Source organism: Bacillus sp. T-10(2022), assembly GCF_056502895.1.
In genome coordinates this window covers 1,063,974-1,081,705 of sequence record NZ_CP113518.1, presented here as the reverse complement: position 1 = coordinate 1,081,705, position 17,732 = coordinate 1,063,974, and the positions used below count along the sequence as shown (strand labels likewise).

Sequence of the window (17,732 nt, the reverse complement as noted above, 5' to 3'; positions counted from 1 at the left end):
TCAAGTTATAATGCAGATATCGACGGATGGACTGCATTATGAAGAAGCTAAAATGCAGAATTATGAAAATTTTTAAAAACCGATAAGCTGCTTTAGCTCCTTCACATACGTCCGGCTTACCGGGATGTTTGATCCGTCACTCATAATGAGATTATAAGTCGAGTTGAACCAAGGCTGTATTTCGGATATATGGATGACATTCACGATAAAACTGCGATGCACCCGTAAAAATGAGCGTTTATCGAGCTTCCTTTCAAGCACGATGAGAGGGTCGCCGATTTTATATTCATTTTCCCTGGTTTTAATGATCGTCTTTCCTTCCATGAGTCCTATGAACAAAATATGATCCCGGTCGATCAAAACGATCCGATCATCTATCACTACAGCCAATTTACCTGTCTGTTCCACCGCGGTTCGGCTGGCGGGAGCTGCTGTCCCGGATTCGTCTTTCCCGATTTGACGCTGCTTCATGAGCTTATCCAATGTTTGCCGTATCCTTTTTTCATTAAATGGCTTTAATAGATAATCAAATGCATATAACTCAAAGGCTTGGAGGGCAAACTCATCATAAGCGGTCGCAAAAATGAGCGATGGTGCGGGGTCAAGTTCCGCTAATTGCTTAGCCAAATGCAAGCCATTGCCATCTGCAAGCTCAATGTCCAAAAAGACAAGTTCAGGTTTAAGTCGGGAGATATCCCTCATGGCATCTTCTATCCCCTCGGCCTCTCCCACGACTTCAACTTGCCTGCTTCTCTTCAATAGATATTTCAATTCATCTCTTGCCAGTGGTTCATCCTCTACGATAAATGCTTTCATCATCGTTGCCATATGCTCCTTTTTCGTTGAGTGGTATTGATATTTTCACTTTTGTTCCGTGTCCCGCTTCACTTTCGATCGAAAGGCTGGCCTGACCTTTATAAATCCCTTCCAGCCGTTCACTGATATTATGAAGGGCCGTTCCGGTACCCTTAGCCGATTCTACAGCATGCTTGCCCAATTCATCTATTCTCCCGCTCGGAATCCCTTTTCCGTTATCCTCCACAACAATGCGCATCGCATCGTCTTTAAAGTATGCGTGGATGATGATTTGACCTTTGTTTTTCACATGTGGAAATGCATGGTGTACCGCATTCTCAACAAGTGGCTGCAATGTGAATGGAGGGATGAGAACTTCCTTAAGCCTTGGCTCAATGCGATAGTCGATATGATATTTATCTGGAAAACGCGCCTGCTCCAGCGATAAATATGCGTTAACATGCTCTAATTCCTTTTCTAGCGGCACCAGTATTTGTCGGGCTCCTTGTAAATTAGAGCGAAAGAAGGCACTGAGCTCCTGCAATAAACTTCTTGCCTTCTCGACATCCGTCCGGCATAGAACGGATATCGTATTGATTGCATTGAATAAAAAATGAGGATGGACCTGTGCCTGCAATGCTTTAATTTCAGCATCTTTTAATAATTTCGTTTGCATTTCCGCTTTAGCGAGTTCCAATTGAGTGGAAAATAGTTTTGCCAAGCCTTCAGCTAACTCTTGTTCCACTTGGCTTAATTTATCCGGATGCTTGAAATACATCTTCAAAGTCCCGACCGTTTTCTGTCGGACCTGCAACGGCAGGACTACGGCCGCTTGCAATGGGCATTGATCATGAAAACAATAAATGTCCCTTTTTGTTTTGGCCACGATTATTTTCCCTTGTTCAAGGGCTTTTTTCGTTAAACCTGTCGCTATTCCCACCTTAGGGACATGGTGATCTGACGCAGCGCCAACATGGGCAAGCACGCTATGTTCATTGGTAATGGCCACGGCATCGGCTTCAGTCAGCCCCAAGATGATTTCGGCTATTCTCTTGCAAGAAGTTTGATTAAGACCTTGCCTGAAAAAGGGCAATGTTTGATCTGCAATCAAAAACGCAAGATTCGTTTGTACGGCCCGCGTCCGTGCTTCTTCCCTTGTGATCGACTGAATGATGAGCATGAATAATAAAGTCCCGAACCCGTTGATGATGATCATGGGAAGGCCGATTACTTGTACGAGCTCCCACGCCCTTTCAAATGGTTTCGTAGTCACCAGGATGATGCCCATTTGGATCGCTTCCAATGCCATGCAAATGGGCAGCGCAAACCAAGGGGTGATCGTCCCATGCTTTCGGCGCCTTTTTCCCAAAAAACCCGATAAGACTCCAGCCAAAATCGCAGCGACCGCACAAGCCCCCGCCGTAAAACCCCCAAGAAAATAACGGTGAAGCCCTGCAATCAAACCTACTCCCAACCCAACAAATGGTCCCCCCAGCAAACCGCCGATTGCCACGCCCATGATCCTTGTATTGGCAATCGCGTTATCGGGAGCAATCTCAGCATGCCAATCACCCTCTGGCATGGCATGGTTCCCGATTTCAATTCCTGTATAGTTACTTATGATGCCGAATGTTCCAAAAAGCGCGATAAACATGATTTTCTTCGACATTTCATGTTCATGGCCTATCATTTGCCGAAAGGGTTTCATATAAGAAAGCAGGAATGCAGCAATAACGATGATCCCCACTTTTTCAAACAGCGACGGTAATAAATCAACCAAAGCATTCACCCCTTTTCTGGCTTTTTCATTCATCTTACACCAGCCATGAAATCCTTGTCGAATTTTGTTTTAGGTTAGGAGATGGGTGTATAAGCATTATTTTTAGAATTTCATCAATACTCTGTGTAAATAAGTTAGCAATTGAATAAAATCCAAACCCGACGTGCCGTATCATATCTGAAATAGCAATCGTCATTTTTGGAACCAATCATAAGGTAAAATAGTTTATTGTGAAAAGAGGAGAGTAAACAGGGTATATCATTTTAGGGACAAGTATGAGGTATGAATATGGAATTGAAAAATCAAATCATTTATATCAGTAAAAAAGTATTGAATAGTATTAAGAATTTCAAGTTTAATTTTGAAACTACTATATTTATCTTTGATAAAGAGCTAAATGTTTTATACTCTAAGAGTAATTTTGAACATAAAGATATATGTAATTTGGTTATAAAAGAATCTGTTGAAAATAATGCATTTGTTTTAAGTTCATTGCAAAATACTACCGTAAAAACCAAAAACCTAATCTCCGGTGAAGATTTTAGTGTTATATCTTCCCCGATTCTTGAAATTAAAAATAAGGAATTGCAAGGGTATATAGGTATAATCACAAAGGATGATAATGGGAATTTCGAAATGATTTCTGAAATGCTCGCTAATCAAATCTCCTACGAGTTACATGTGTATCGTGAGAAATTATCAATAGAAGAGATAATAAAAACAAATACATCATCTATAATCACCAGGGAACAACAACATGAAGTTGAATTGCGAATAATAAAAAATATAACACAAGGTCTCAAAGATAAAGAAATAGCTGATAATCTGAATATAAGTGTTTCTACAGTTCGTAACTATGTAAATAAAATGTTTGAAGAACTAGATGTTACCTCCAGATCACAATTAATCAGCTTGTACTATGAAAATAAATTGTATGAAATTCTTAATGAAATAAAGATTGAAAACCGTTTATTATAGTAACTTTAGGTCTGAATAAAAAGCAAAACCCCTCGTAACCATACAAGGGGTTTTAATAAAAAAATCATTTTTCCATTACAGGCTTATAGTGCCCTGGTATGTTTTGGGCTGAAATGGCCAATCGGTTCCAGCCATTGATCGTGATGATTATGGTAACGAGATCGATATATTGTTTTTCATCAAAATGAAGGCGGACCCTCTCATACAGTTCATCAGGTACACCGTTTGCAGAAATGGCCGTGACCGCTTCCGTCAATTCCAGCGCTGCCCTTTCCGAATCAGAATAGAATGGTGTTTCACGCCAAGCACTCAAACAGTAAATTCTTTGTTCCGTTTCACCCATCGCCCGGGCATCCTTTGTATGCATATCCAAGCAGTACGCACAGCCATTGATTTGAGACGCGCGAATTTTAATCAATTCGATTAATGTGCTATCGATTTCCGTTGTTTTCTTGTACTCCTCCAAACCCATCATTAATTTGACCACTTCACGATTTGTCTTCATGTAGTTAATCCGTTGTTCCATGTCTATCTCCTCCATAATCTTTTTAGGTTCCACTTATAAGACAAAATAGCGATTTGATTTGTGACATCCAAAAAAGAGCCCTCAATCTATCACAGGAATATGATTTAATTTATCGGGATTGGTGACAATAAAGATTTTGCGGATATTTTTTTGTTTTGGATCTAATTCAAAGCAGATGACTTTGATAGGCTTTCCTTCTTTCATTTGCAAAATTCCTTCCTGACCATTGACCATCACCGGAAGGAGCTCTCCTATGAAGCCTCCTTTAGCAGAAACTCCTTTAAGAAAGGAGGATACGCGCTGTTTGTTTACAATTGGATTTAATGCAGAAAGCACTTTTCCTCCGCCGTCAGTAACAAGCACGACATCTTCTGTAAGGAGATCCAAAAACTCCTCAAAGTTTCCTGTCGCAGATGCTTTTATGAATTTTTTTGCCAAAAGATCAACATGTTTCGTATCCTCAGGATGGACGGGCCTATCATTCTGTAATTTCCGCTTAGCACGGCTGTAGATCTTTCTGCAGTTCACTTCATTCTTTTCCAGCATCTCGGCGATATCTTCATAGCTGTAAGTGAATGCTTCCCTAAGCACGAAAACCGCTCTTTCAACAGGTGAAAGCTGTTCCAGCAAAACGAGGAAGGCATATGCAACCGTTTCATCCGTTACGACCTTATCTAGAGGCTGATCTTTTTCGTTTACCCGAGGTTCTGGCAACCAAGGACCTGTGTAAACCTCTCTTCTCTTACGGGCTGACTTTAAAAAATTCAAACAGCGATTTGTCGTGATTTTCGCAAGATATGCTTTCATGTCCTTAATTTCGTCGGTATCAAGCTTAAGCTGCAGGAATAAATCATGAACGATATCTTCTGCGTCGGTAACCGATCCGAGCATCCGGTATGCGATGGAAAAAAGAAAAGGTCGATATGTCTTATATAATGTATCCAACTCCACTTGCTTCACCTATTTTCTATCAAATTCGTTTTCGAAATCCTATCACTAATTATTCTCTAACCCAATCATTTATCCTTCTTAATCTGAATAAAGCAGACAATCCTATCATAGAAAAAAGAGCAGCAAAAGAGCTGCTCTCAGACTGTAGACAAACTAGCTACCTACCGTTCAACAGGATTCCTTTTTATGCCCACTTTTTAGACAAATATATGACCATCATCTGTCAAATGGTGTACCCATTTTTGGAAACTCATTTATCAAGGTGCTTCATACCATACGATATCATCAAACATTTTTACAACCCGCGGTATGAAGCCTTCTTCATAATCTTCCGGGTATTGAATTATCGCATAGTAAACGCGGTCGCCATGTTGAAAAACCGACACTGTACCCAATATTGAATAATTACTGCACTTCTTACTAATGTCAAATTCGACCTCAGACCAATCAAATCGGTTAGGGGTATTATCAGATCGCTGTTTAATCTCAAAGCCGTTGCTTATCACAGCTTCCCTCGCAAACTCCGACTGGTCTTCTATTGTCGCATTTGCACCCTCACTTTTAGAAAATATTTGAACTTTGGCATCCTCATTTCTCTTGCCTGCAAAATTTGCAAAAACAATCATTGCATCTCCTTCACCAGAACTAGCCTCTTCAACGACCATGTCATCCACGATGTAGGTTGAGAATCCCAATGCCTGACTATGATGAAGCGTGAATTGGAATGATTCTTCCATACCTTCTAATATGATCATATCTGTTTTCGTATTTGGCCGATCTTTTGCCGGATCATCGACCGATTCACCTGGAGTATCTTCATCTTGCCCGTCGGTTTGCTTAGGATTATCATTTGGCTTTTCTGAAATTGGCGGAGATTCCTCATTTCCCTCCTGGACTTCTTTACAAGCACTAAGTCCTGTTACCAAAAAAACGGCTGCCAAAATCAACAATATCTTTTTCATTGGAACCCTCTTTTCATGTGTTTTAACAAATTATTATACGGTCCCATATGTAAAAAAGTTACACTGTGCTTCATTGAAGTATCAGACTTTATAGACTTAAAATCTATAACAAAGACGCTTTCCAGTTCAGGAAAAGCGCCCGATAAAGGAGTAATCAAAATATGCAAAGTTAGTTGATTTAATTTGCATTGCCCAATAAGGTAGTGAACACAATTGTTTCTATCCCTAAATTCGAATTGTACAGTTACTCCTTAAGGAATAAGTAATTTAGCTGTTGATCGTGTGGAATCAAAAACATGTTCAACATCAAAAAATTGTTCTAATACATCGTTTTCACCAGTTAACGCTTCACGCATCCGTAAGGCATCGACATTAATACGGGCTTGCCGGAAATAATCTTCCCTAATTGAGACCAAGAATCCTTTGATGCGCCCATATCTTTATTCAACTAAACTTCTCGATAGATAGTTTGAATAAGGAGTACTTTTTAAAACCAATTTGAATGTATGATAATGTAAAGAATCGCACGTTCAAAAGGCCGCCAATTGGCGGCCTTCATAACTTCCCTTGCCTTATATGTACTAATTGAAAAATATATGTTTGGTTAAGATCCAACGCTATGTTCTACTGCAGTATCCCAATTAGGAAAATAATACAATGCATTTTTCATTAACTCCGGATCTGACTTCTTTACCTCTTTCTTTCGAGGTGTCTTCCCTTCTTTTTCTACCAATGCAGAAATTTGATTCACGACTTCTTCAACACTCATATTTACTTCCATCTCTGTTCCCTCCTTCTTGTTATTATTTATATTTTTTCCCAATTGATGAAAAGTAATACAATTTTTCTATAGCTAAACTACCAGTTTAGTTTAAGAAGGTTATTTGAATGTATGAAAATTGAAATGATCGTACAGACAAAAAGCCAACGAAATCGTTGGCTTTTGTCTAAATAATTCACAAATACTTTTCCAAGTTAACGTTAGAAAATAAACGACAAGCATAAGGAAACCGAAGCAATAATAAATACCCTACTATGCTATATCGCTGTCCCAGTATCCCCATGTTTTACTTTTTATGAATAGTTTCGCAGCCTAATAATCGACGGTTTCAGCGATCCTCTATCATTCTATATAAAGCGATATGCTGCTCCCCCTTCCTTCATATCAGCTCAGGAGTAGTTCCAGGATTTTGCTTAGATCGGCTTTCATGATGAGCTTCAATCGTTTGCAAGAAGCTTTGCATCGAGTTTGTCATATAAGCATCTTTACGGTGGATGAAGACAGTCGAGATATTGCGGTATTCTTCCGGAATTGCATGCACGTACACTTTTTCATTGGCTGTTAGGTGATTTACCGCTGATTGTGGAACGAGGGTAATGCCAAGGCCGAGTGTTACGCTAGTTAAGATCGTTTCCAATACATTGAACTCCATGATCCTTTTGGGCATCACTTCTTCTTCCCTCAGCCATTGTTCCAGTTTAGAGCGATAGCCACAGCCCTGACTGAATACTAAAAATGGTTCTGTTATGATTTCTTCAAGGTTAAATGTTTCATTTCTTGTAACTAATACAAGTTTTTCTGTACATACATCGTATGGCTGAATGAGCGGATGTTTAATCGGTCCTGTAACAAAAGCGCCATCCAGCCTGTGTTCAATGACATCCTTAATCAGGTCTTCTGTTAACCCCGCCTTTATGGATAAATCGACATTTGGATACTGTTTATGATAAGAAGCCAGAATCTTGGGAAGATCGCTGACCGTTTCAACTGTACCGATGTTCAATATCCCTGTAGGTGTTTCACTATCCAGGAATACTTGCTTGAGTTCTTCCACATCAAGCAAAATTTTGTTTACATACTCCAGCATTTTTCTGGCCTCTGCAGTTAAAGACATGCCGCGTTTATGCCTATTGAATAAAGGCGTCCGTAACTCCTGCTCTAAATGCTTAATCCTCGCCGTTACATTGGATTGGACGTAATTCAACTCAACAGCCGCCTTACTTACGCTGCCATATTTAGCGACGCACTGGAATATTTGCAAATCCCGCATTTCCATAAAAGTGACCCCCTTTCTCAACTATCATTAATAATGATGATTATATTCATTTTAAGTCATTTTACATGATAATGACTTTATCATAAGGTGTGTATAGGAATTTAATCAATCATTATTTTTGAGGGGAAGCTTTTATGAAAAAAAATCAAGTTTTAATCGGTGCACTTTTATGTTTGACAGCCAGCATTTCTTGGGGAGCGATGTTTCCAGTTGCAGAAAGGGCACTAATGTATATTGATCCTTTTTATTTCTCTTTTTTGCGATATTTAGCTGTTAGCGTAATTTTAGGGATATTACTTTTAATTAAAGAGGGTAAGAAGTCATTTAGCCTTGAAGGGAAAGGAAAGAAATTATTGTTTTTTGGAACGATGGCGTTCACTGTATACAACTTTCTCATTTTCGCAGGTCAAGACTTACTGGGACATAACGGGGTAATTGTTGCTTCCATCATGGAATCATTAATGCCCATGATTTCAATTTTAATTCTGTGGGTTTTCAAAAATGCCAGGCCCATGAAATATACCATTGCCAGCATGTTCATTGCCTTGATAGGGGCCTTTCTTGTCATTACCAATGGCAATATATCATTCGTATTTTTATTGAAAGATAGCCTCATCCCTATCCTTTTCATTCTTATCGGGGTTATAGGGTGGGTTATTTATACGATGGGCGGCAACCAATTTAATGGATGGTCAACACTTCGCTATTCGACTTTAACGTGCATCTTAGGAACTGCAGTATCAGCAATCATAACATTCCTCGCAACTGCAATGGGCCTTTCTGTCCCTACAGCAGAGGTTATGCAATCCATTTATGGCGAGATGATTTTCATGATTATTTTCCCTGGTGCCATAGCCCTTTTAAGCTGGAATTTAGGCATTAAACTTTTAACGCCGATCAATGGAATCCTATTTATCAATTTAGTTCCAATAACCACGTTGATCATCGTTTTTATCCAAGGAAAACCACTATCATCATTCGAATTACTAGGAACTTTTTTAGTCATATATGCATTGATTCAAAACAATTATTATCAAAGAAAAAACTTGCCTTCCCAAGTTGAGAAATTGAATCCAAGGAAATTGAAAAGAATCATTTAATTAAAGGTACAAAACATCAATAGGAGGGCAACGATGGATTTATTAACGCTTATACTAATCTTTGGATTAGCTGTACTATGGGAATTGGCAACGATTAATAAGAATGTGAAAAAGATGAATGAGCAAAATGCAGAATTAATTAATCTATATCATGAAAGAAGTAAAAGAACTCAATAAAAGAGAATTTTGGCAATACAATGTAAAAAAGCCTCTCATTTAGAGAGGCTTCAAACTGTAGACATAGACAACTTGAACGTTGATTGGAACGTAGGGCACTCGCTTTCCGCGGGCGGTCCGGGAGCCTCCTCGACGCCTTTGCGCCTGCGGGGTCTCCCTTGGACGCGCTTTTCCCGCAGGAGTCTCGTACCTTCCGTTCCAATCTACTTTTTTAAATTTAGATCTAATAACTGAAACCTTTTAGAGAGGCTTTTTTGCATTTTTGATGATCGTACTATTCACCAAGCTTCTTCCGAATATCCGCTGCTACATTCTTTAACGCCTTTTTTGATCCCCGCTCTAAGTCGTGGTTTATCTTTGTAGCTGACAAATAAAGAATTGAGATCATAGCCTTCAGGATATAAATCGACGGCCTTTATTTCAAGCTCGAGCTTATTGGCATGAACCTCCTTGAAGGTATCTCGAAAAACAATGGCCTGTATCAATTCTGAATTTGTACTGTTCATTTTTGGAACCCACCAACTAAAAAAAATATTTATTGTAGAAAAAAGGATATTTTTTATTGTTGGCAAAACCACTTGATAAAAGAGATAAGAGGCCTAATAATGGTTGGATAGACTTTTATTAATTTAAAGGATGATTGATCAAAAATGAAAAAATCAATCAAATATATTGTCCTATTTCTCTGGGTAGTATTATTTTTATATTTCTTTGATATGTATATGCCCAAAGGTATTTATTACTTTGTTGTAGGAATTCCAGTACTTTTTCTAAGTGCAATTTTTATTTTAAAGATGTTTGATCATTCAAAAGATGTAAGAAGCTAAATATTTTGGTGATACTAACAACCTTTTTCGAAATGTTGTTAGTACCCTTTATTATTTTATCGTTCATCTCTAATTGATTTTGTTGTTTCTTCATTTGTTGAATATTTTCAAATTTAATAGTTATTAAACTTAAAATTCCCTCTTTACATTTTTTAATTGTTTAATACCTTTCATATCTGCGTCTATAGCCTAATTCTCTTTCTCCACACGAGAAATTAAGACAAAATTAAGGGTATGAGCCCTGTTAAAACAGAACTCATACCCTGCCGATGTCATTTTTTCACAACCGCTTTATTACAATTTCATGAGTCATCAGGATTTGGTTTTTCCGTTCAAAATCCACCCTTGTTTATTCACCAAGCTTCTTCCGGATATCCGCTGCTACGTTCTTTAGCGCCTTTTTCGATCCCCGTTCTAAGTCATGGTTCAATTTCCTTTCCTTGTAGCCGACAAATAAAGAATCGAGAGCAAATAGAAAAGAGCATGTGTTGAAAAAATGCTTGATCAAAACATGCCCTTTTTATGGATAAAGCCATTCTAGTACTTTTGACATTTTACCATTAAAAATTTAAATGGAGGTTTATTTTCCATATTCTTATGGGGCTCAACAATTTCCGAAAACTCTATCAGCCCATATTTTCCAAATTCTTGTTTAATCGAGTCAGGATCATAAAAAAACATTTTCATCCCTTCCATTATCTCGAAATAGTCTTTACCCAGTTGTTTGCCCTTACCGAACATTGGGGCTTCTTTTGAAATAGTAGTAAAAATCATATATCCATTTGGCTTTAACTGATTATAGCAAGCTTTAATAAACTTCTCTCTCTCACGATTATTCAATAAGTGAATAAGAGCATAACAAAATATCCCATCATAAAGTTTATTATCAAAAGGCATATCGGTTACTGAACCATGAAAAATATTAAGATTAAGCCCATTTTTACTTGCCAATTCAATCGCTGTTTTTGAAATTTCGATACCTGTTACATGTATTCCGTTGTCAGTAAAAACCTTGGCATTTCTTCCATATCCAATACCTGGAATCAATATATCCTTAACTTTCTTTTCAAGGAAAAAGTCCTTTGTCAAGATTGCGGAGTCTGAAGGTTCAAATCCCCACATCATTTGATTGTCTATAAAACTTGATTCCCAGATTTCCGTCATACTTCATTCTCCTTTACAAATGGTCTCTTTCTTTAAAAAAGGATTTTATGCTTCCAAAAGAAATGCAGCTTCAACTAAATCCATGATGACTCCAGCCGCCGCTTTATTGCCCTCCGCCGCCGCAATCACCAGTTGGGAAGGCGTGCTAAGTGATGTATCTCCGCATGCATATACTCCTTCAACAGTTGTTCGTCCAAATGAATCCACTTTAATCCCGCCGTTTGGAGTGATATCACAGCCGAGCTGCTCCGCAAAAGGAGCAGACTGCACCAAGTCTGTCACCACAATCCCTGCTTCCCTTTTGATTTCCTGTCCGCTTTGCAGCCGGATCGATGTCAGCTTCCCTCCTTTCGATTTAAGACTTTCAACCTTTTCTTCCACGACTGTTACGTGCTGCCTAGCCAAGATATCCTTCTCCTCATCAAGCACGTGATAGCCATTTGTAAACACCATTACATCACTGCTCCAGTTTGACAGCAGTTTTCCCATATGAAAAGCCCGTTCATTTTCTGCAATCACCGCCAATGCTTGGCCCCGCATTTCCCAGCCGTCACAAAACGGACAGCCAAAAACACTCGTTCCGTACACACTCTGAATACCTGGAATCTCCGGCAAAACATCCCGAAGACCTGTTGCGAGAAGCACTTTTTTCGCCATGTAATCCGTTCCGCCTTTCGTTTGAATTCGGAACACACCACGGGCTTTTTCAATAATCTCCACCCGCTCCTCCTTAATGGAGACAGACGGATATTTTTGGACATCCGTTCTTGCCCGCTTCTTGAACTCTGAAGGCTTTACCCCATCCTGTGTGATAAATCCGTGCGACTCCTGCGTCACCTGGTTTCGGGGTTTATCCTCATCAAACAAAATTGTTTTCCGTCCAGCACGCCCCATGACCAACGCGGCATTCAGTCCAGCAGGTCCTCCGCCAATAATTACACAATCCAACACATGAAACACTCCTTCTTTATAAAATCTATTATAGACCCTTAATATCCTTAATTTGTGTAAAAAAATTTATTTTTCTTTTTTTGTCTCCTTACTCTGCTCCGCAATGCTCTGAATGGTCCGTCCAGCCAGTTCTTTCTTCATGTTGCCTTCCGCCTCGATCATCACGCGCTCAATTAAACAATCGCTTTCTTCATGGTCAAACGCACAGTTGAACAGCACCGACTGACCCTCCACCGCTTCAATAACATCCAGAAACGAAATGTCCTGCGCGCGGCGTGAAATACTGTAGCCGCCTTTTGCCCCTGGCACTGATTCAATTAATCCAGCCTTCACAAGCTTCGTCAAAATCTTCGACAAGTACGTCGGAGACAAATCCTGCATACACGCCAGCTGATCCACGCTTACCGTCTGACCTTTTGGTTCCATCGTTAAATGCACCATTGTATGTAGTGCATAATTGGTTGCCTTTGAATACTTCATTGATGCACCTCATAATTAAAACTATTACAGACTTTTAATATCCGTAATTGATTGTAACTCAAGCTGCAAAAAACCGCAAACTTTTTTCCTCACCTAACAATGATCATACTGCTAAAATTTTTTCTTGTAATACTATTTAAACAACAGTACTCTCATATTATGTATCCCTTTTTAGAACGGGTTTATCCACACGAGAAAGTAATCAAAAAAGGGTATGAGCCCTGCTAATACAGAACTCATACCCTGCCGATGTCTAACTTTTTGGGTGGAACACGGTTATTACAACCGCTATTACAATTTCATTAATTATCAGGATTTGGTTTTTCCCTTTCAAAATCCAACCCTGTTTATTCACCAAGCTTCTTCCGAATATCCGCTGCTACATTCTTTAACGCCTTTTTCGATCCCCGCTCTAAGTCGTGGTTCATTTTCCGTTCTTTGTAGCTGACAAATAAAGAATTGAGATCATAGCCTTCAGGATATAAATCGACGGCCTTTATTTCAAGCTCGAGCTTATTGGCATGAACCTCCTTGAAGGTATCTTCGAAAAGGACGACGACATTATTGTAGGAATCCTTTTTCTTATAAACGATCGCATATCCATTCAGTTCGCTTACCTTCACTTTATCACCGACTTCATATTCATAAGATGCTTCTTTGGGAACGGCTGCTGGCTTCGCTTTTTTGATTTTACCTTCCTGGACACGCTCCAAGTCGTAGTCTTTATTTTCGATATAGAGCTTTGCCTTTTGCAGAACTTTTTCACGAACATTCATTTTTTTAGCTATCCAGAGGGCATTGCTTTCCCCGGATTGACCGATCAACAGCTTATACTTTGGCTCAAGTGTTTCACTATTGAATTGCATGGCTGCATTCATGAAATCACTGTGTATTTCCGAATAGCGCTTGATTTCACCATAATGGGTCGTCGCAACGGTTATGCAGCCCCTCTGATAAAATTCCTCAAGGATGCTAATCGCCAATGCGGCTCCTTCATTCGGTTCCGTTCCGCTCCCGATTTCATCGAACAGCAGCAAGGAGTTATTGGTTATTGCCCCCATGATTTCCGAGATGTTTTTCATATGCGATGAAAACGTGCTCAGTGCGTTTTCCATGCTTTGATTATCACCGATATCGACGAATACCTGGTCAAAGACGGAAAGCTCCGTTCCCTCTTTCCCTGCAACATGCAGCCCTGACATGACGGCCAATGTAAGGATTCCGATCGTTTTCAGGACGACTGTTTTACCCCCGGCATTAGGGCCTGTAATAATCAAACTGCGATAGTCATTACCGATTTCAAAATCCAAAGGTACGCTGTCTTGCGGCAAAAGGGGATGTTTACAGCTCTTTAACTTAATATAACCGTGATCATTGATTTTCGGATCGATGGCATCCATGCTTTTACTGAACTTGGCTTTTGCGAAGATCATGTCATATTGACTGATCAACTCGATGTTTATCTTGATCGGTTTCAGCTGTTCGAAAACCGTTCCGGATAATGTGGCCAAAAGTTGATACTCTTCCATCGATTCCTCCGCTTTTAAGCTTGCCAATTCTGCATTCAATTTCGTTACGGAGGCAGGTTCGATGAACACGGTAGCCCCTTTTGCGGATACTTCCACAATCGTTCCGGCCACTTGATTTTTATAGGAGGCTTTGATCGGGATGGTGTAGCGATCATCCTTTTTACTGATGAAAAATTCCTGAATGAACTCTTTATTGGCTCCGCTCTTCAAGAACTTATTCAGCCGTTCCTCTATTTTACTTTCTGTCTTGATGATTTGGTTCCTAATCCGTTTCAGGTCCTTGCTTGCTTCGGAAACAACTGCATTTCCTTTGATGGTGAATTGGATTTCTTCTTCAATGCTCCTGAATTCAGTCATGGAGCGGGCGTAGGAATGCAGTGTCGGTGCAAAGAACTCTTTATCGGTCATGAATTTCTTGATATTCCTGCAGCCTCTTAAGAAGTCCGCTATCGCCACTAACTCTGACGGCTCCAAAATCATACCTTTTTCCAGCTTGTCGATATGGAGGCCAATATGTGAAATGCCTTTTAAGGGAATATGGCTTTCCGCATTCAGTAAATTCCTTGCCTCCGTAGTCTCGTTCAAACGATTTTTAACGACCTTCAAATTGCTGCTCGGCTTAAGCTGATCCAATAACGCTTTTCCTAAACCGCTTACGCAATGGTTTTTGACCATTTCCTTGAGTTGGATATATTGTAATTTTTCATAAGTCATTGTATTCATCTAATGATCCTCCTTGAATGAGTGAGTGATTAAAATTCCCGAATCCAAAAAATGCCCGCAATGGTCCCCCTACCTTTACAAATGAACAAGCCATTTGAGTAGAAAGCTCCTGCGGGCATCGGCCTTATCTATAGATAAGTACCTAAAATCGATAACAAATTGGGCAGCTCGAATAGACCTGCGTACACAAAAAAGCATGATAGGACAAATCCCACCATGCTTTTCGCCGTAACACCTGCATGTTACACGATTTATGGAAAAGGAAGCAGTCTTAAGGTAGGTATTCACAATGCAGAATTGCACTGTGAAAAAAGGCATACTTAATCCACTGACATATCAGTGATTAAATACCTTATTCAACTAAATTAGTTGATACCTACTCCCGACATAAAACACCACACCTTTTCTTAGATTGGAATTAACATACCATATCAGTAAGAAAGAGTCAATTCATTTTTGCCGTTTTCCAAAGTTTTATTAAAAGATTCAAAAAAAAATGCAGCCAAGCCCATAGCACTCCCCTTTTCAATGTCTGAATATTTACTTTAAAATCGGGGTATGTTATCCTTATATTGACATAAACTAAAAACAGCCTCATGCGCTAACATGAGGCTGACAACTAGCAAGAGTGGTTGGTCACAACTAACTTAATTAATCGTCAGAAGAAGAACCATTGCCATCTTGGGAGGATGAGTGGTTCTTTTTCCGTTTCTTGGCGAACATAGACAGGATAAGACTGGTTGCTACAGCAACAAATATCTCTTTACCCATATCTGTAATCAAGTTCAATAAGAAATGAATCAAGCGGTCACCTCCTTTCCAATCTATCATTAGATGGAAAAGCAAAGCGTGACCTACCACTCTATCCTCAGTTGTCCCTCTATTTTATCATATATTTACCTTAATGGTAATTATATGAAAATAAACAAGTCCAGCTAACATTTGACTCCAGGTAAGTCATTAAGAAAAGGGGATCATCCAATGGATGATCCCCTTTTCGGTTTAAGCTTCATCACTAAATTATGAGAGGGACTGTTTTCCCTTCGTTCACGTTGATCAATCCATGGTCGGTTATTTTCAGAGCCGGGCTGACAGGAAGCGATAAGGTGCTTAATGACATGATGACATTATAATGTTCGTAGCCTAACGATTTAAGTGCATCTGTCAGGTGCTGAACCTGCTTTGATACGATGTCCATCGGCTCTTCGGAAAGAATCCCTCCTACCGGAAGAGGAATTATCGATAAGACCTTGCCATCTTCAACGCAGCAGACTCCCCCTTGCTTCCTAATCACTTCGTTAGCGGCAATCATCATATCCTGCTTATTATGGCCAATCACCAGAAGGTTATGGTTATCATGCGAATAGGTTGTGGCGACAGCTCCACGCTTCAATACATCGCCGGTGATCAACCCGTGCGCCCGATTACCGTTTTTCCCGTATCGTTCGAATGTGGCGATTAAACCATAAGGGCTTTCTTCCCAGCCTAATTGACCATTCTTCCCTTTGATAAGATCATGGGTTTCAGACGTGAAAGTAGAACCGTTCTGCACGTTTATGATCCGGCACATGCTGCTTTCAAGCCTATCCGGGATCGTGATGTTAAAATCGTTTTCGGTAAGTTCCGCAAGCTTCACACTTTGATAGAAATGCCCAGGAAATTGTTCTTCCTTCACTTCTTGTACATATGGACGTGAAGATTCATAAACTAGCTCACCATTTTTGTATACTTGTTCAATTTCAAATGTTTCCAAGTCCGATAGCAGCACGAAGTCTGCCGTTTTTCCAGGTGCAATGGCGCCGCGGTCATACATCCTCATCCGCTGTGCAGGTGTATAGGTGCATGCATAAATGGCTTTTTCCGGAGTCATCCCCATTTGAACGGCTTTCTTTAAAAGGACGTTCAGATGTCCTCTGTTTTGGAAAGAGTCAGTCATGACATCATCGGTGACAAAGCAGAAATGTTCATCCACCTGATTTTCCTTCAAGTAATTCATCACTTCTTCAGTCATTGATTTCTCTTGAATCTCAATGAACATCCCGGCAGCGATCCTCGCATCCATCCCTTCCACGGTCTGGTGTGTATGATCTGAATTCACTCCGGCATTAATAATCGTTTGCAGGTCCAAGTCGAGCAGCTTTGGAACGTGACCCTCTATGATCAAATCTGGATAACGGGAACGGATATGGGACAAGATCTTATTCGTTTTGCAATCCGGGTCGGTTATGACCTCATAGTAATTCATGATCTCGCCGAGACATATAATGTCCTCGGTTTGCATCAATTCGTCTATATCATCTATTTCGATCGAACCGCCTGTTGTTTCCATCGATGTAGCAGGAACGGAACTCGGGATGGCATAAAACATATCCGCTACGCAATCTTGACTTGCTTTGATCATTTCCTTCACACCGGAAATGCCGAAAACATTGGCCATTTCATGCGGTTCCGGCACGATCGTCGTCACGCCATTTTTGATTAATCCGTAGGAAAAAGTCGCAGGCGTCACCATCGTACTTTCAATGTGGAGATGGATATCGATCAGACCTGGAACCATATACTTCCCCTGTCCATCGACGATTCGATCCGGCTCGAAGGCATCCAATTCCCGATCTCCAATATAATAGAACTTTCCATCCTTGATGGCTGCATTCCCTTTAATGAATCTTTTAAAATAGCTGTTAAACACGTTGATATCTCTTACAAGCATATCCATTCGCATAACTTACCCT

Annotated in this window: 18 protein-coding genes; 3 read left to right on the top strand and 15 right to left on the bottom strand. The window is 39.9% G+C overall.

The features are described from left to right. Window positions 1-72 precede the first annotated feature (72 nt). Both OSJ91_RS05215 and OSJ91_RS05210 read right to left on the bottom strand, forming a co-directional pair. The gene (locus tag OSJ91_RS05215) at window positions 73-819 is read right to left on the bottom strand and encodes a LytR/AlgR family response regulator transcription factor (protein WP_413015882.1); all 747 of its coding nucleotides are present in this window, start codon (window positions 817-819) and stop codon (window positions 73-75) included. Then, a complete protein-coding gene (locus OSJ91_RS05210; protein ID WP_485891150.1) occupies window positions 791-2,575 on the bottom strand; it encodes a LytS/YhcK type 5TM receptor domain-containing protein in 1,785 nt (594 codons plus the stop codon). Before OSJ91_RS05210 ends, OSJ91_RS05215 begins: the two co-directional genes overlap by 29 nt. Window positions 2,576-2,863: 288 nt before the next feature. Between OSJ91_RS05210 and OSJ91_RS05205 the strand changes: the two genes are divergently transcribed. After that, window positions 2,864-3,553, top strand: coding sequence for a response regulator transcription factor (locus tag OSJ91_RS05205; protein ID WP_485891149.1), 690 nt, complete (start codon window positions 2,864-2,866; stop codon window positions 3,551-3,553). Window positions 3,554-3,617: 64 nt separating this feature from the next. Here the strand turns inward: OSJ91_RS05205 and OSJ91_RS05200 are convergent, their stop codons facing one another. The 5 genes from OSJ91_RS05200 to OSJ91_RS05180 form a co-directional block, all read right to left on the bottom strand. Further along, window positions 3,618-4,079, bottom strand: a complete 462-nt coding sequence (locus OSJ91_RS05200) for a carboxymuconolactone decarboxylase family protein (protein ID WP_063235135.1) — start codon at window positions 4,077-4,079, stop codon at window positions 3,618-3,620. An 81-nt stretch (window positions 4,080-4,160) separates the two neighbouring features. Beyond that, the gene (locus tag OSJ91_RS05195) at window positions 4,161-5,030 is read right to left on the bottom strand and encodes an RNA polymerase sigma-70 factor (protein WP_350301497.1); all 870 of its coding nucleotides are present in this window, start codon (window positions 5,028-5,030) and stop codon (window positions 4,161-4,163) included. Window positions 5,031-5,287: 257 nt separating this feature from the next. After that, a complete protein-coding gene (locus OSJ91_RS05190; protein WP_485891148.1) occupies window positions 5,288-5,992 on the bottom strand; it encodes a hypothetical protein in 705 nt (234 codons plus the stop codon). 604 nt (window positions 5,993-6,596) lie between these two features. Then, window positions 6,597-6,773, bottom strand: coding sequence for a hypothetical protein (locus OSJ91_RS05185; protein WP_202312058.1), 177 nt, complete (start codon window positions 6,771-6,773; stop codon window positions 6,597-6,599). Between the two features lie 379 nt (window positions 6,774-7,152). Continuing rightward, complete coding sequence (locus tag OSJ91_RS05180; RefSeq protein WP_485891147.1) at window positions 7,153-8,049, bottom strand: LysR family transcriptional regulator; 897 nt, start codon at window positions 8,047-8,049, stop codon at window positions 7,153-7,155. Window positions 8,050-8,183: 134 nt separating this feature from the next. Between OSJ91_RS05180 and OSJ91_RS05175 the strand changes: the two genes are divergently transcribed. Together OSJ91_RS05175 and OSJ91_RS05170 are read left to right on the top strand one after the other, a co-directional pair. Continuing rightward, window positions 8,184-9,149, top strand: a complete 966-nt coding sequence (locus OSJ91_RS05175; RefSeq protein WP_350301494.1) for a DMT family transporter — start codon at window positions 8,184-8,186, stop codon at window positions 9,147-9,149. Between the two features lie 33 nt (window positions 9,150-9,182). Further along, a complete protein-coding gene (locus OSJ91_RS05170; RefSeq protein ID WP_350301493.1) occupies window positions 9,183-9,326 on the top strand; it encodes a YrzO family protein in 144 nt (47 codons plus the stop codon). Between the two features lie 278 nt (window positions 9,327-9,604). Here the strand turns inward: OSJ91_RS05170 and OSJ91_RS05165 are convergent, their stop codons facing one another. From OSJ91_RS05165 to OSJ91_RS05130, 8 genes are all read right to left on the bottom strand, one after another. After that, a complete protein-coding gene (locus tag OSJ91_RS05165; protein WP_485891146.1) occupies window positions 9,605-9,832 on the bottom strand; it encodes a hypothetical protein in 228 nt (75 codons plus the stop codon). A 670-nt stretch (window positions 9,833-10,502) separates the two neighbouring features. After that, window positions 10,503-10,661, bottom strand: a complete 159-nt coding sequence (locus OSJ91_RS05160) for a hypothetical protein (RefSeq protein WP_350301491.1) — start codon at window positions 10,659-10,661, stop codon at window positions 10,503-10,505. 29 nt (window positions 10,662-10,690) lie between these two features. Continuing rightward, a complete protein-coding gene (locus tag OSJ91_RS05155; RefSeq protein ID WP_485891145.1) occupies window positions 10,691-11,317 on the bottom strand; it encodes a class I SAM-dependent methyltransferase in 627 nt (208 codons plus the stop codon). A 45-nt stretch (window positions 11,318-11,362) separates the two neighbouring features. Next, a complete protein-coding gene (locus OSJ91_RS05150; protein ID WP_350301489.1) occupies window positions 11,363-12,268 on the bottom strand; it encodes an NAD(P)/FAD-dependent oxidoreductase in 906 nt (301 codons plus the stop codon). Between the two features lie 66 nt (window positions 12,269-12,334). Continuing rightward, window positions 12,335-12,748, bottom strand: a complete 414-nt coding sequence (locus OSJ91_RS05145; protein WP_348963479.1) for an RrF2 family transcriptional regulator — start codon at window positions 12,746-12,748, stop codon at window positions 12,335-12,337. A gap of 347 nt (window positions 12,749-13,095) precedes the next feature. After that, window positions 13,096-15,000, bottom strand: a complete 1,905-nt coding sequence (locus OSJ91_RS05140) for an endonuclease MutS2 (RefSeq protein ID WP_485891144.1) — start codon at window positions 14,998-15,000, stop codon at window positions 13,096-13,098. Window positions 15,001-15,651: 651 nt separating this feature from the next. After that, the gene (locus tag OSJ91_RS05135; RefSeq protein ID WP_153246156.1) at window positions 15,652-15,804 is read right to left on the bottom strand and encodes a hypothetical protein; all 153 of its coding nucleotides are present in this window, start codon (window positions 15,802-15,804) and stop codon (window positions 15,652-15,654) included. 211 nt (window positions 15,805-16,015) lie between these two features. After that, a complete protein-coding gene (locus OSJ91_RS05130; protein WP_485891143.1) occupies window positions 16,016-17,722 on the bottom strand; it encodes an adenine deaminase C-terminal domain-containing protein in 1,707 nt (568 codons plus the stop codon). Window positions 17,723-17,732 lie beyond the last annotated feature (10 nt).